This is a genomic window from Actinoalloteichus hymeniacidonis (assembly GCF_014203365.1).
In the GTDB taxonomy this organism is placed as follows: domain Bacteria; phylum Actinomycetota; class Actinomycetes; order Mycobacteriales; family Pseudonocardiaceae; genus Actinoalloteichus_A; species Actinoalloteichus_A hymeniacidonis.
In genome coordinates this window covers 5,992,701-6,006,574 of sequence record NZ_JACHIS010000001.1, presented here as the reverse complement: position 1 = coordinate 6,006,574, position 13,874 = coordinate 5,992,701, and the positions used below count along the sequence as shown (strand labels likewise).

Below are 13,874 nucleotides of genomic sequence, written 5' to 3'. Positions count from 1 at the left end.
CAGGGTTGCAGTTTGGGTTGCATTTGCGTTTGCTACTCGGCCCAGAGGGCGGAGCCCATCAGCTCGGCCGCGTCCCGGGTCATCTGGCTACTGACGTGCGTGTAGCCCTCGGTGGTGCGCACGTCGGAGTGACCGAGAATCGCTTGGATCGTACGGACGTGCACGCCCTGTTCCGCTAACAGCGTCCCTGCCGTGTGCCGGGCATCGTGCGGGCGGACGTAGCGAACGCCTGCCGCCCGCAGCAGCTCGCCCCACTCCTCCCAATCCTTCCGATGATCGATCGGTCGGCCGTTCGGCTGGCAGAAGACGAGGTCCCAGTCCTCCCACGTTGAGCCTGCTGTCTGTCGTTCCGTCTGTTGCCGGGTGCGTTGTCGCCGTAACAGGGCGACCAACGGACCGGGCAGTGTGATCGTCCGCCGTCCCGTGCCCTTTGGCTTCCGGAACACCACACCGCCGCCATGCCGATCGGGGCAGTGTCGAGCGTGACTCACGCAGCCAGGCGGACAGGGCCGGGGGCACTTGCCCTTGTGCGTGGCGCACTTCCGCTTGCACGACTTCTTGTGGAAGGCCGATCCACAAGCGTGCGCGTCCGTACAGCCGTGCCGCCAGGTGTTGCGCTGTGCCTGCCACCAGATCCGCACGTCGCCGGTCTCCAGATCGACGTACTGCCACCGCAGCCCCAACACCTCACCCTGCCGTAGGCCACACGCCAGCCCAACAGACCATCGAGCGCCGTTCCGTCTACCCGCACAGGCGGCGAGAACATTGCGCGATTCGCCACGGCTCAGATGTTGTTGCTCCACCCGTTCTGCCGTCGGTGGGTCGATCAACTCGGCCACGTTGCGGGCGACCTTCCCGCGTCGAACTGCGATCTTCAGCGCCCGAGAAAGGATGCGATGCACCTTGAGGACGTGCGACGGTGCCAACTTCGCCCGGAACATGCTCCCGTACATCGCGTCCAGGTGCTCCGCCTCCAGCCGATCAAGGCGATGTTGGCCGAGGAGAGGAATGATCCAGTTGCGCGTCTTCGACCAGTAATCGTCGTAGGTGCGAGGCGCCACCTTCTGCACGGCGATCGTGTCGAGGTAGACCGTCATCCAGTCTTGAACCGTGGGCGAACGACCGGCTTTCCGCGACTTTCCGGCATCACGCTGTTTCTCCAGCGCCTGCACCGCCTGAGTTGCGCTCTTCTCTGTCTTCCTCTTGACGTGCCTACGGTCGAGCGAGCCGTCTTGCTTCACGCCGACCGTGACCCAGCCGTGCCACAACTTATCCGCACCGAGATAGATGGATGATCGCCCATTCGGCTTCCGCGTGCGTTGCTCTTCCATCACGCCGCCTCCGCCTGCTCGGATTCCAAGGAATGCAGGAACTCGGCCAACGCAGCACGGGGAACCCGACGACTGCCGCCGATCCGCACCGACCGAAGCTCACCCGAATTGATCAGCCCGAACGTTCGAGTACGGCCAATGCTCAAGATCGCCGCCGCTTCTTCGACTCGATACAACAACTTGTCCATCTGTTCCCCCAGGTCATCAGGCTGCGATAGGAGTTGCCGAAAGATGTGGTTCGCCGCCTGGTGGTGGTTGTGCTGCTTGGAGTGCTCGGTCGTATTCGGTTTTCCAGGTGAGGCGCTCAGAGATGGCGTGCATGAGGACGTGTGCGCGTGGTGGTACGCCGGGGTCGCCGGGTCGGACCTTCTGCCAGCCCAGCCGTGGGCTGTCCCGTGGTGGTTTCTCGATCCCGGCGGCGGCCAGGGTTTCGACGACGAAGCGCTTGCGGTCGGCTCGGTGGTCGGCCAGGGATTTCCCGGACCACTTGCGGGACACCAGCACCCGTCGGCCGGGCAGGCCGAGGGTGGCGCGTCGGTGGGCTTTCCCCTTGCAGTGGGCGGAGGCCATCTGAGAGCGAGCACCTTGGGGTTGAACGCCGTAGCGCAGCCAGATCGGGCATCGGGGTGAGCACGGGGTGATCGAGAGTTCGGCGTGCAACCGGTCGGCGTGTTCGCGTTGTCGGGTGGTGTCTTGTTCGACGACCTCGGAGACCGATTTGGTGAGGTACTTGGTCAGATACCCGATGTGGCGTCCGGCTTCTGGGGTGCCGCCGAGGATGCCTTTCGAGTGGACCTGTTCCCCGAACGTCGAGACATGCACGGGCACCTCCAAATCGGCGACGGCCTCATCCCAGGTGGGCAGTGCTTGCCGGGTGTCGGGGTCGACGAAGCTGCGCCGGTCGTGGTCCCAAACGGGCAGGTGCGTGCCGTCGTAGACGGGCTGGTTGTGGTGCGGCCACCAGACTTGGTGATAGGTGGCCGCAGTGACCTGCTTGACGACGTCGTGCGGGATGGAACCGCGGATAGCGGCGTGCAGATGCGGCGCCCCGCGCTTCTGTGGTTCGACGGTGGCGAAGTACTGGACGTCCCAGCCGAGGCAGCGTCGGAGGTTCTGCCACCACCGATCGACCAGTGCGGCGAAGTGCACGATGTCGCGGGCAGCACGGCGATAGTCATACGTCGCGAAGTTCACCGGAGTCCCGTCGCGGCGGACCTTGCCGTAGGTGTCCAGGGTCAACGTGATGAACATCGAGGGTCGGAACTTGCCCGCGTATTCACGGCCGACCGTCCGCTTCTCCACTCTGCGGCGAGGGAGATTCGGGGCGTCTTGCCGTCGCCGGGTCGAGCGCTTCCGGGCCGCCTTGGCTGGCACATCGGGGTTCGGGAGCTTCCCCCGGACACCGAGGTCCCGAAGATCGGTGTCAGCATCCCGGATGGCTTCCCGGAGTTCCTCAGCGTCGGTCTCGGCACCCTCGGCCAGGGCCTTGCGGTAGTCGGTGACCAGGTCCGCGCGGTAGGTCGTCAGGAGTCGTTGTTGTTCGGTCGGTGGTTCCGGGGTGAAGTCCGGTTCCTCATCCAGGTGCCAGCCCTCGCGGCATTGGGTTCGCCGCAGAGCCCGAGCCTTGCGAGCACACGGCCCGCAGATGGATTCGACGGTGGAGCCGCAGGGGACGCCGACGTAGCGCATGTCGCCGGTGTCGTAGTCGACGGTCTCCATCATGAACGGCCGGATACACACCCCGTGGTGGTCGGCGGTGGCCTCGAGGACCTTCCCCGCGAGGGGTTGGCGCATCCGCTCTGCGCGGGTGTGGCCCTGAACGTCGGTGGGTGTGGTGGTGAGTTCGGTACTCATGCCGCCTCACCGACCACGTCATCAGCGTCCGGATCAGCGTCAACCGTCCGTGCAGGCAGCTCGTGCACCGTTGCCGAGTCGGTGGCATCGGCGGTGACGTAGTCCACGAGTCGATCAAGGTCGCCGTCGGTGATGTGGAACGCGCGAGCGCGGACGGGTTCCCGTCGGTCGGTGTACTTCACCCACGCGACACCGGGGGTGGTTTCGGAGATCTCGTGTGCGACTGCTCCGCGTTCCCGAACACCGTCGCCGAGGACCATGTCCACCTGGCCGGGCTCATCCAGCCGCAGGGCGATGCGGGTGGGGAACAGGTGTCGGAAGCTCAGGATTTCCTTGCGTGGGTCTTGGATCTCTCCGATCACGCAGACGCCGGGTGCGCGGCCTTGGCTGGTGATGGTCTGCAATGCCGAGTTGGCGCGTTCTTTGAGTTTGCGGTCGGTTTGGTAGGCCACGACGTCGGCGAGTTCATCGACCACCAGGAGCAAGAACGGCACTCCACAGTCGACAGACCACCTGCGCTTGCTACCTCGGAACGAGGCCGCCCGTTGCTTCACTTCCGTGGCGAGTTCTTCGAGGAGTTTTACCGCAGCAAGGCCGTTGTCGAACACCAGCCGGTGGAACAGCTCCGGTGCTTTGCCGAGCTCCATCCCACCCTTGGGATCGATCCCATAGACCCGGATGAGGCCGGAGCGCAGCATTGGAGCGAGAGACCAGAGCAGGGACCAGACCACTGAGGCCTTACCCGCCCCTGTCGCGCCGACGGCCAGGAGGTGGGAGCCGAAGAGCCGCAGTAACCAAGGTCGTCCGGTTTCGGTGGTGCCGACGGGAACGCGTTCCAGGTCCTTGGTGGGGGTGGTGTCGTCGGTGCCATCGGGCAGGGATGGCGGCGGGACGGGTTGGGTGAGTGGGTCGCCGTGGATCAGGTCGAGCACGATCCGGCGAGGCCCCACGACGCGGACGCGGCACGTTCGGGCGTCGAAGGAGTGCGCCAAGGCCTCGGCACGGGTTTCGAACTCACCGGGTGTTTGACCGTGCAATAACTTGACGGTGACCCGGTCCCGCCACCCATCAGCGCGCACTCGGATGAACGTCGGGACGTGGACCTTGCCGTTGACGGTGCGTTCGAGGTGGCAGAACCGCATGGTGCGTAACCACACCGGGGTGTAGACGATCAGTCGTCGCCATTCCGAGCGGATCTCGACGAGCACCAGGCGCACGAACGACGGCCGAAACCGCCACCACCAGCCCACCAACACCAGGGCCAGGATTGCGCCGAGGATCAGGGCCACCGGCCAACCCCACCCGTGCCAGGCGACGACGAGCACCAGGACCACGGCGAAGGCCAACGGATACCGCGCCGCCTTCCTCGCCACCACGACCGTCAGCCACACGGCCAACCCGACGGCGATCAGCGGCGCCACCAGGACCAGCGCCCACCGGGGCGAGTGCGTCCACCACGGCAACCGAGGCCGGGCGACTTCCAGCGGTGCGGGGTCGATCCACCTGCTGCGCTCAGGCATTGCGACCACCCCGCACCGAGTTCACGGCCGGACCGAAATCGAGGGGAAGCCAACCGAGGCAGCGCAGGCATGAGGGGTGGCCGGGGGCGAATTTGCCGAACTTCTTGCAGGTGGGGCACCGACGCGGACCTGACGTTAAGTGAGGACTTGACACGTTGCGTGGTTGCTCTAAGCTCATGGCTGTTCACTCCGTTTAAAAATGGTTGAAGTGGACAGCGCAGAGGCGGCCGGTTTCCAGGCCTATAACCGCCTCTGCGCCTTTCCCTTTCCCACACCCGCTTTGTTGTTCAGCGGGTGGTCTTGTCAGTCAGTCGCTCGGGCGGCAGTTACGAAACGCCCCCGGATACACCCCGATCGTCGGGACTCTCGCCCGACAGTCCGCGCACTTCCCGCGAGGCGTGCGGACCCATTCCCGGCATCCGCGCGTGCGGCAGAACCAGCCGATATGACGCCGCGACCACACCAAGACACGTCTCATGACGAGGACCACCACCCGGAGCCGCTGATCCCGCGATCCGGTGGGTCCTGGTCCTTTTCGGGCCAGCAGTGGCGCCCCCGACCCTGCGGGATGCCGGTGGGTGGCTCGGGGGTGATCACGGTTCCGCCCGCCGGTCCGGCAGCATGGTCGAGCCACTCGCTAGCGCGGTCGGCGGCGAAGGACAGCGTGCGCAGGAAGTCCGCCATACACGCCCGGCTGAGCTTGTCCGGCGGAATCGGGATCTCCACATGGACCGCGCCCAGATCCAACAGGAACGTAGGCCCGCGTCCGGGAAGGTTCGCGCCGAAGACCGCGCACGCACCGACTGCGGGCAGCACGACGAGCCGAGGTGCGGTTGTCATCGGTCCCCCTCGCGGTGTCCGTCGGCGGCTTCCAGCGCCGCGATGCCTTCCGACACAGCCGAACTCAGCCGGGTCAACGCACCGCGATCGATGACCAGCGCCACCGGGAATGCCTTGCCGAGTCGGATCTCCACGCGATCGGCGAACGGCAGGGCCCGGACTCGCACGGGCAGATCGGCCGTGAGGTGCACAGTGACCATGTCGCGCATCGGGTTCCCCGCCCTCACGCCGCAGCCTGTGCGGTGGGCTGGGACGTCTTGCCCGCCGAGGACCGACCCGCACCGGCACCGGGCGCCCGCATCGATGCCGCCCGCAGGCTGAACGCCACCCGCCCGTTCTGCTCGTAGGCCGTCGCGGTCAACCCTTCGAAGAACACCGGCCGAAACGGCGTCCCCGGCAGGGCATCGGGCGGAATCGGCTGCACGTCAGCGGCGATCTTCACCACGACCCCGGTGTTGCGACCGTTGGCAGCCGGGTCGGTGACCTGCACGTTCCACACCAGACGGCCCGTGACCTTGTCCTTAGCCGGGCGACGCTGGCCGTTGTCGAAATCCATCCCCTGCTCGACACCCAGCACGAACGCCCCATCCGGGAACACGTCGTCGAAGGGAACCGAGAACCGATAACCGTTGGGTACAGGCATAACGCCTCCAGAGGTCATGTCGCCGAGTCATTACGGCGACTCTGACCACCACAATCGGCGTTTCCGCAGGACGTACACACCACACAGTGGGACTTCTCAGGACGTCCCTGCTACGTTTGGAGACGTCCCTCAATGTCCCCGAAGGGGTGATCATGCCCAACGAACGACTACGGGAAGCACTGCTGAAGCAGGGCCTCAACCTCGATCACGTCGCCCGCGCGGCCAACGTCGACCGCAAAACCGTGGAGCGGTGGATCACAAAGAATCGGCTGCCCTACCCGAAACACCGGCACACCATCGCCGCGATGGTCCGAGAATCCGAGAATTACCTATGGCCGGACGCACTGCCCGCCGAACGCAAGGCAGAGGTCGGTGTCTCCGAGGTCGTGAAGGTCTACCCGCATCGCAACGCCATCCCGGTCGAACTCTGGGACCGACTCATCAGCGAGGCGACCAAGCAGGTGGAGATCCTCGTTCACGCCGGACTCTTCCTAGTCGAGCGGCCGACCTTCGTGAAAGACCTCGCCAAGAAAGCCGAGAACGGGGCACAGATCCGCCTGTTGTTCGGCGACCCGGCAAGCCGCGAGGTCGTGCGGCGTAGCGAAGAGGAACAGTTGGGCAAGGCCACCCTCGGAGGTCGTATCCGCAATGCACTGGCGTTCTATCGACCGCTTCGAGCCGTGCCCGGCGTCGAGCTGAGATTCCACAAGACGACGCTGTACAACTCAGTGTTTCGCTTCGACGACGAGATGGTCATCAACACCCACGTCTACGGCTTCCAAGGAGCCCACGCCCCCGCACTGCATCTACGCAGACTCTCCGCAGGCGACGTGTTCGAGACCTACTCGGAAAGCTTCGAAACAGTCTGGGCCGAGTCCAAACCAGCCGACTTCTGATCAGGAGCCGCCCCGATGACACGCACCGACCACTTCCACGACCCCGACGCGCCCCAGCCCAACAGCATCGCTATCGCGGTCAGCGCCTTCGTCCTCAACGAGGCTGGCGACCTACTGATGATCCGACGCAGCGACAACGACCGCTATGCGATCCCCGGCGGACAACACGAACTCGGCGAAACCCTCTCGCAGACCGTCGTTCGCGAAGTGGACGAGGAAACCGGGATAGCCGTGGAACCGACAGGAGTCATCGGCCTGTACTCCAACCCCGCCCATGTCATCGCCTACGACGACGGCGAAGTACGCCAAGAATTCTCCATCTGCTTCCGAGCCCGACCAACCGGCGGAAGACTCCGCACCAGCAGCGAGAGCAAAGAAGCCCTTTGGGTCCCGCGCTCAGACGTGGACAACCTGAACATCCACCCCTCGATCCAGCTCCGCATCCGGCACGGATTCGAGGGACGAACCGAGCCCTTCTACACCTGAACCCCCGCAGCACGAAGCCGCGACTCAGTACGGTTCACCGCTTCCGCCCGCTCAGACAGCGAGGCATTCACAGCGCGGCTCACCGCGTGATCAGGGCCATAGCGCCGACGAACCTCCGCCATCCGCTCTTCGAAACCCACCACCGCGCCATCAGGACCGACCGTCATATCCGCCCACCACAACGCATCCCGCACCACCGTCGGACCCTCATCAACGAACTCACCCAACGACGACGCAAGACCAGCCAACTCCGCATCCCACCGTGCAGCCGAGTGAAACGCCACCAGACCCACGACCCGCTCATCCACACCGAGGCCGCGCAAGAAGCGAGCGCCATCCAACGAGTGCAGACCGGTCGCCGCCAACTCCGGCGCATACCCGACGTCATGCAACACCGCCGCAGTCCACAACACCCCGGCACCATCACCCACCACCACGCTTGCAGTACCGGCACGCCGAGCCACCGCCTCCACATGCGCCCACCGCTGCGGCAACGACACCGACAGACGTTCACACGCCAACTCGTAAGCCCACGACTCCGACCGCACCAACCAACCGTAACCGCCCAGTCACGCATGTCTACCGAAGAAGACCAAAGCTTTGCGTGCATCCACAGCGCCGCACCCCACCGGCTAAGACATGGTGAAGCGAGTGATCAGCGAGCAGCGGACTACTACGACCGTCTGAGTTGGTAACTCACAGTGTCCAGGCGTGTACTATGTTTTCCGAGTTGTCAGGCCGGGCTGATAGTTACGTGACTCAAGGAAGGCGAGTGCGTGAGCGAAAATCAGCGCCGTACCCAGAAGCGGTCGATCCCAGACCGGAACATTGTTGATTCGTCAAAAGTCAACCGCCGGATTGATGCACGGAACTCCATTGATGCTGAAAACGTCTCAAATGTAGTCCAGGCCAATCAGATAAATGGCGATATCGTTATATATGAGGCGGGGCCGCGAGGCACTGAAAAAAACGAAAGTTCGTACCGTCGTGCGCGCCGAATAGGAGAGGCTGGAGGAGGAAGTGCGCCTCCCGTCAAGAGGGGCCGCATAGGACGCTACATCGATCAATCCATCGATTCTCGATCGCCCATTTTAATATGGGGTATTCTATGTATTACGGCAAATTTTTCACTCGTCTATTTTGTCGAGTATGCGTTCGGAGGGCAGCAGCCCGGGGAAGATGCTGCGGCGGACGGAGAGAGCGCCGTAGTTGCTGCGGCAGTATGTGTGGCAGTAGTTCTAGTTGCTCTCTGGCGTAACTACGCGCGGCGAAGGGGATCTGGGAAGTGGAAGTCCTTACGCGAAGTGCATCCCAGAATCGTTAACGTTCTCGAACAAATCATCTTCGTCGGTCCCGTGATTGCGCTTCTGCTGGCGTTGGCACTATTCGCCGTCTCAGGTACGTGGCAACCAGGTGCACTCTTGATGTCAGATTCTGTACCAAGCGAGTCCATGCCTTCGACTCTGAGTCATTTCGGGCTCTCGCTACTCGTCACTCTCGTCCTTTTGGAAATTGCCGCATTCTGCTTCTATGTATATTGGAGAAGCCTATGCGCGACGGTTGACCCGATCCCGAACGAAGTTCCTCGCCGGGCAACCAAGTCGCGAGAATGACGTCTTCTGCTGCCGAATTTGGCTCTAGGGGATCAAGGCGCGCCGCCTGCGGCGGCGCGCTGGTCGGTCACCTTGAGCAGGCCGGGCGCACGGCTCAACCCTGCGGGCGCGCTGACGCGCGTCCTCGGTCTGGCCGACGCCCAGCCGCCTGGTGCCGGTGACGCGCCACCGCAGACGGCGCGCGAGAAGACCGAGCAGGACTCAGCAGCCACACCGGTCCGACCAGAGCGCCGAGGGGTCATCCTGGTAGAGCCGGTCATGGCGCTCGACTGCCGCGACGGCTTCGCCGCCTTGCCATCTAACAAAGGTCGTCTACTCGGCGGATTCCTTCCACTCTCCCTTTTTTATAAGCGACAGAGGGGTCTCGCCGGGAATTTTGTATGACCGACCTTCCCATCCGATTTTCGTTCTGATAGTGATCAGCTCATTTTCGTTGTAACTCTCGGGAGGCCAGGGTATTGTGGCCGAAAAAACTCGACTGTACAGCTTCTCGCGGTCGACGCGTTGTCCACACTTATCGCACGTGGGTGAATTGATTTTTACCTCTTCGAGGATCTCGGAGAAAGTTTCAATTGTTTCGACTGAAGGTTGTCTTACGAGGGCTACCGGCTCGGTGCAGTCGCAGGCATAGAAAATTGTGAGGTAGGGTATATAGTGACAATTTGGGCATCCAACTGAGTTGTCCCCGAATGTTGAGAACATTAGCGGGTGATTGCAAAAGGGGCATGCCACATGTCCACGGTAGAGGAGACTGGCAACGGCGTGCTTTCGCGCATGTCGCCGCCATCTCTTCAACGCCTTCCTTTTTGATGCCTGGATTATTTTCAGGCTTAAGTCGATTTTCTCCGAGAGCGTCGGGTCGACTACGTAGCCGTACCGAGTTTTCATCACGTCGGTATTTATGCCGTGAAGCATTCTGGGTACAAGCGGTTCAAGAAGGCTTTTCTTTAGGATGTCTATTCTGATTGTTGCGCGTGTGCGTCGCGCGGGTGCGATTTGCTCATAGATCATTCTAGAGTAGTTCTCAAATATCTTATCGTCTGTGAATTGTTGCACGGGAAATACCGTCCGGAACCTGCTGGCGAAGATGGCTTTCCCTACGTCGAGGTTGATGTTCATATCTCGGATGCACACGGTTGTAATGGCGGCGATGCTACTGGGCGCTTGGTGTTCTGCCTCGAAATCTTGCGCTGCCATTCGCCACTCTGAGATCACCCCGCTTTGCGCTACAGATTTCAAAGCTCGCAGATCGTCTATCAGCGTCCTTGCCTTGCTTCCGGAGAGTGATCCCGCTTCCAGCCTAAAGACCATTCCGTTATTGTCCGAGGTGTTACTGTAAAGTTTTGAGAACTTCTCTATTTCGTTCGTTATGTCGCTGTAGCTTACCGCTTTGTCCTTTACGCTTATTAACGCCCTGCCGTTAGGCCATGAAATTTCAATGTCTTCTAGTTTTTCAAATATAACTAGTCCAGCCTCTGTGAGTTGACGTGCAGGAATTTCGTCGATAAGGCCTCCTATTGCTTCTACTAGTAGAATCATGCAGACGGTGTCTTGGGCTTCGACCCTGCTCGCGAGCTGGCCTCCGCGAAACGTTGGAGAAAATCTATTTGATTCGTGCACCTTCTTGCCTTCCTGTCCGTGTCGATCCAATCTATAGCACAATCTATTTCTTGAATATTTCGAAGCGAAATTCTCCGTTGGATAGGTTCGATTTTTAGCTTAGGTCGTGCGAAGTGTCACTGGTCCAAGCGGATCGAGATGCTGTGTCGAGGGTTGCAGTTCGGGTTGCAGTTCACCCCCGTTCAGCTCGGTCCACAACAGGTTGCGGAAAGCCTCTGACCTGCGGATGAACGATCCTGCACTGCCCTGAACAGGGCTTTGGGGAACTCGTAATGCGTAGGTCAAGGGTTCGATTCCCTTAGGCGGCTCGCAGGTCAGGGGTCCTCTTCGAGGGCCCCTGATCTTTTTGTGGAGCTATCGGTAGAGCTACTGGCTCGCGACTCCCGACATGGGCGAGTGGGACCTACCGGAGTTCCCGGTGCCTACCTCGGCCAGTACCTGGGCGGTGCCTTAGCAGGGTCGACTCGTTCGAAGCGTTGCTTGCTTCCGGGGTTGAAGACATGGTGCATGCCGGATTTCTTGATCGCATCGGTCTCCAGCGGGTCTTCCAGCTGCCGTGCGTCTTTGGTGAGGAAGACTGCGTAACCGCGTTTGGTCGCATCGGGCAGCAACGCGAGATCCTTCTTTCCTGACCACTTGAGCTCGCCGACATGGGAGACCTTGTGGTGAGCTGCGGCCATCCGAGTCGAATACGCCATCCTCCGCCGCCCGCCTGGTGCGATACCGCGCCATCAGTCAGGCCTTCGGGCCGAAGAGGCCAGGCGACCACCCGATATGCCCGCCAGCTACAAGCTGCAGAAATAGCGAACAGGTCCTCCCAGACTCAGCGGGGAGGACCTGTTCGTTCGACGGTCTGGCTATCCGTGGGTGACCCACCTGGCCCGGCAAAACGGGATAGCAAGGAGGAGGCCGCATTGCTGCGGGCGAGGTGTGTCAGCCACCTATCGGTGTGACGGCATCGATTCGACGGCAGTCGGGCGGCGGTGCGCAGCACAGCCCGAGTCGGCTCGTCGGTATCGATCAGTGGAGTCGTCTCACCTGCGTCAACGTCGGTCGCGCGGCGGATTAGGGTCGTTGCCCCGTCGTGAGGTGTCCTTACCTCGAATGCGGCCGTCGGCGCCGTGAATCACCGTTTCTCCACCCGTCCTGGCAGTGGTCTGCCTGGCCTGGCCGATGGCCTGGTTCTGGGTCTGGTGATGGCTGCTCGCCCGGCTGGCATGCGGCTTCTCGACGTTCCAACCGCCGTTGCTGTTCGGGACGACATGCCGATCCTTCTCGTTCCGTCTCATCGGATGCCTCCATTCTGTTGAGTGGTGACGCGAGTTGCATCACTCATGGTGAGAGGCGTACCCCGATCTCGCTACTTGGAACCGTCGATTGAGATTTGGCTGCTTGCCGTCGATGGTGACCTCATCTGGGATACATCGTCGTTGAACTGCATATTTCGCTTGTCGAGGTGGCGCTGCTCTGGGCCGCGGCAGGGCGGCGAAGGTGACTCACCGTTATATCGATCGATGGGAACGTCCCGTGGGAGCGACCGAGGCGGTATCTCGGTGGGGGCGACCGGGTGGTCACGATGCACCTGCCCCGGTCACCGGAACTTCGGTACCTGAACATCTCGAGCGGATCACATGTGCTTTGGGTGGCGGATGAAGGACCGACAGCACCGTTAACGACGGGGAAGGTCCTTCCGACGTGACGGCTGGATAGCTACGCGGTGCAAGATCCTCCAGTCAGAAAGGCTCTGTTCGAGATGACCGACACCCCCAACACGGCGAAGAAAAAGAAGCGTTGGCCGTGGATCGTCGGCGGCATCGTTGCCGTGATCGCCGTCGCCGCTGTTACCACGGGCGGCGAGGACACCACCACCCCGGACACGGCGACGGGCGACACCACTGAAGGCGAGACAGCACCGGCGGAGGACGACGCCGCAGCATCGAACATAGCTACGGTCGTGTATGAGGTGACCGGCACCGGGACCAGCAGCATGATCACCTATACGACTGACGGGCAGACCGATATGGAGCAGGTCGGCGATGTCGAGCTGCCGTGGGAACACACCATCGAATTACCTGCGGACGATCCGCTGCTCGTGGTTCAGGTCAGTGGCCAACAAGCAGGAACCGGCGAGATCTCGTGTCGTATCACCGTCGACGGCGAAGAGGTGGCGCAGGCGACCAGTGATGGCGACTACGTGATGGCAAGCTGTTCCGAGTCGATCGGCGCCTTCAGCTGAGCATGTTTGCTCGTGGTGAGAGGGCAGCGGCACCGCAGAAGACATCGTCGGTGACGCTGGCCCTTCGCTCAGCGAGCTCGCGTTCAGGAACCGGACAGCAATCGGGAGAACATGATCATGTCCCGGTGCCGTTCGCCGATCCGGAGATAGGAACGCAGCGTCCCTTCCTCGGCGAATCCGTTCGCCCGGCAGACCGCCTGCGAGGGGCCGTTGTCCACCTCGACCAGGGCCTCGACTCGAAGCAGATCCAGATCGCGGGCCAGTCCGACGGTGAGTTCGACGGCGGCTCTGGCTAGCCCCTTGCCCCGATGGCGCGGCAGTAGCCAATAGCCCATGGCACCGCGTCGATGCGTCCAGTCGATGCCGTTGATCGTCACCATGCCCGCCGACTCGCCGGTCGACTCGTCGATGATCGCCAGCGGGATGCCGAATCCTTCGGCTGCCTGAGTCCACTGTCGGCGCAACCAGGCCGATGCCTGGACCATCGAGCAACCGGCCGGGATCGTGGTGATGAGCGGGATATACGGGTCGTCGGCTGCCTCGATGATCGCAGGCAGATCGTCGATCTGCCACGCGCGCAGCAGAACTCGGCCGTCGCTTCTGATCGGAAGATCGCGCAGGTCGGCGGCGCGGCCCGGCGGTATCGCTCGGCGGCTCGCCGCGCGAACGGTGCCAGGGTGCCGCTCATTACCCATGTCGCCTTCCTCTGCTCCGCGCTACGGAATGTTCTCGAATTGACACCCTATGCGGACGGCTTGGCCGACGCCCGGACGTCGAACGGGCGCGCTGGATATCCCGCAATGCAGGCGTGCGGGTCTGATCGAGCAGGTGGGAT

At 62.4% G+C, this 13,874-nt stretch carries 16 protein-coding genes; 4 read left to right on the top strand and 12 right to left on the bottom strand.

Annotation, left to right across the window (positions count from 1 at the left end):
- Nucleotides 1–32: 32 nt before the first annotated feature.
- From BKA25_RS25695 to BKA25_RS25665, 7 genes are all read right to left on the bottom strand, one after another.
- Complete coding sequence (locus tag BKA25_RS25695; RefSeq protein ID WP_216637773.1) at nucleotides 33–1,097, bottom strand: tyrosine-type recombinase/integrase; 1,065 nt, start codon at nucleotides 1,095–1,097, stop codon at nucleotides 33–35.
- A 233-nt stretch (nucleotides 1,098–1,330) separates the two neighbouring features.
- Nucleotides 1,331–1,519, bottom strand: coding sequence for a helix-turn-helix domain-containing protein (locus BKA25_RS25690; protein WP_069846007.1), 189 nt, complete (start codon nucleotides 1,517–1,519; stop codon nucleotides 1,331–1,333).
- 16 nt (nucleotides 1,520–1,535) lie between these two features.
- Entirely contained in the window at nucleotides 1,536–3,185 is a 1,650-nt protein-coding gene (locus tag BKA25_RS25685) for a replication initiator (RefSeq protein WP_069846009.1), read from the bottom strand.
- A complete protein-coding gene (locus tag BKA25_RS25680) occupies nucleotides 3,182–4,705 on the bottom strand; it encodes an FtsK/SpoIIIE domain-containing protein (RefSeq protein WP_069846010.1) in 1,524 nt (507 codons plus the stop codon). Before BKA25_RS25680 ends, BKA25_RS25685 begins: the two co-directional genes overlap by 4 nt.
- 474 nt (nucleotides 4,706–5,179) lie before the next feature.
- On the bottom strand, nucleotides 5,180–5,545 hold the full coding sequence (locus tag BKA25_RS25675) for a hypothetical protein (protein WP_157420886.1): 366 nt from the start codon (nucleotides 5,543–5,545) through the stop codon (nucleotides 5,180–5,182).
- Entirely contained in the window at nucleotides 5,542–5,745 is a 204-nt protein-coding gene (locus tag BKA25_RS25670) for a hypothetical protein (protein ID WP_157420887.1), read from the bottom strand. The genes BKA25_RS25675 and BKA25_RS25670 overlap by 4 nt, the downstream gene beginning before the upstream one ends.
- Nucleotides 5,746–5,768: 23 nt before the next feature.
- The gene (locus BKA25_RS25665; protein WP_069846015.1) at nucleotides 5,769–6,188 is read right to left on the bottom strand and encodes a hypothetical protein; all 420 of its coding nucleotides are present in this window, start codon (nucleotides 6,186–6,188) and stop codon (nucleotides 5,769–5,771) included.
- 152 nt (nucleotides 6,189–6,340) lie between these two features.
- On the opposite strand from BKA25_RS25665, the gene BKA25_RS25660 reads away from it, so the two are divergent.
- Together BKA25_RS25660 and BKA25_RS25655 are read left to right on the top strand one after the other, a co-directional pair.
- Nucleotides 6,341–7,084, top strand: coding sequence for a DUF5919 domain-containing protein (locus BKA25_RS25660; RefSeq protein WP_069853168.1), 744 nt, complete (start codon nucleotides 6,341–6,343; stop codon nucleotides 7,082–7,084).
- A 15-nt stretch (nucleotides 7,085–7,099) separates the two neighbouring features.
- Entirely contained in the window at nucleotides 7,100–7,570 is a 471-nt protein-coding gene (locus BKA25_RS25655; RefSeq protein WP_069846017.1) for an NUDIX hydrolase, read from the top strand.
- Here the strand turns inward: BKA25_RS25655 and BKA25_RS25650 are convergent.
- Nucleotides 7,561–8,118 (bottom strand): HD domain-containing protein, encoded by a 558-nt coding sequence (locus BKA25_RS25650; protein ID WP_157420888.1) that lies wholly within the window; start codon nucleotides 8,116–8,118, stop codon nucleotides 7,561–7,563. The two genes, BKA25_RS25655 and BKA25_RS25650, sit on opposite strands and share 10 nt — an antisense overlap.
- Before the next feature lie 228 nt (nucleotides 8,119–8,346).
- Between BKA25_RS25650 and BKA25_RS25645 the strand changes: the two genes are divergently transcribed.
- Nucleotides 8,347–9,183, top strand: a complete 837-nt coding sequence (locus BKA25_RS25645; RefSeq protein WP_157420889.1) for a hypothetical protein — start codon at nucleotides 8,347–8,349, stop codon at nucleotides 9,181–9,183.
- Between the two features lie 312 nt (nucleotides 9,184–9,495).
- Here BKA25_RS25645 and BKA25_RS25640 read toward each other — a convergent pair whose 3' ends face one another.
- From BKA25_RS25640 to BKA25_RS25630, 3 genes are all read right to left on the bottom strand, one after another.
- Nucleotides 9,496–10,803 (bottom strand): hypothetical protein, encoded by a 1,308-nt coding sequence (locus tag BKA25_RS25640; protein ID WP_157420890.1) that lies wholly within the window; start codon nucleotides 10,801–10,803, stop codon nucleotides 9,496–9,498.
- A 422-nt stretch (nucleotides 10,804–11,225) separates the two neighbouring features.
- On the bottom strand, nucleotides 11,226–11,501 hold the full coding sequence (locus BKA25_RS25635; RefSeq protein WP_084642402.1) for a PIN-like domain-containing protein: 276 nt from the start codon (nucleotides 11,499–11,501) through the stop codon (nucleotides 11,226–11,228).
- A 345-nt stretch (nucleotides 11,502–11,846) separates the two neighbouring features.
- Nucleotides 11,847–12,092, bottom strand: coding sequence for a DUF2188 domain-containing protein (locus BKA25_RS25630; RefSeq protein ID WP_084642404.1), 246 nt, complete (start codon nucleotides 12,090–12,092; stop codon nucleotides 11,847–11,849).
- 464 nt (nucleotides 12,093–12,556) lie between these two features.
- Here BKA25_RS25630 and BKA25_RS25625 point away from each other — a divergent pair, with 464 nt between their 5' ends.
- Nucleotides 12,557–13,039 (top strand): MmpS family transport accessory protein, encoded by a 483-nt coding sequence (locus BKA25_RS25625; RefSeq protein WP_069846021.1) that lies wholly within the window; start codon nucleotides 12,557–12,559, stop codon nucleotides 13,037–13,039.
- Nucleotides 13,040–13,122: 83 nt separating this feature from the next.
- Here BKA25_RS25625 and BKA25_RS25620 read toward each other — a convergent pair whose 3' ends face one another.
- On the bottom strand, nucleotides 13,123–13,734 hold the full coding sequence (locus tag BKA25_RS25620) for a GNAT family N-acetyltransferase (protein ID WP_084642405.1): 612 nt from the start codon (nucleotides 13,732–13,734) through the stop codon (nucleotides 13,123–13,125).
- Nucleotides 13,735–13,874: the final 140 nt, after the last annotated feature.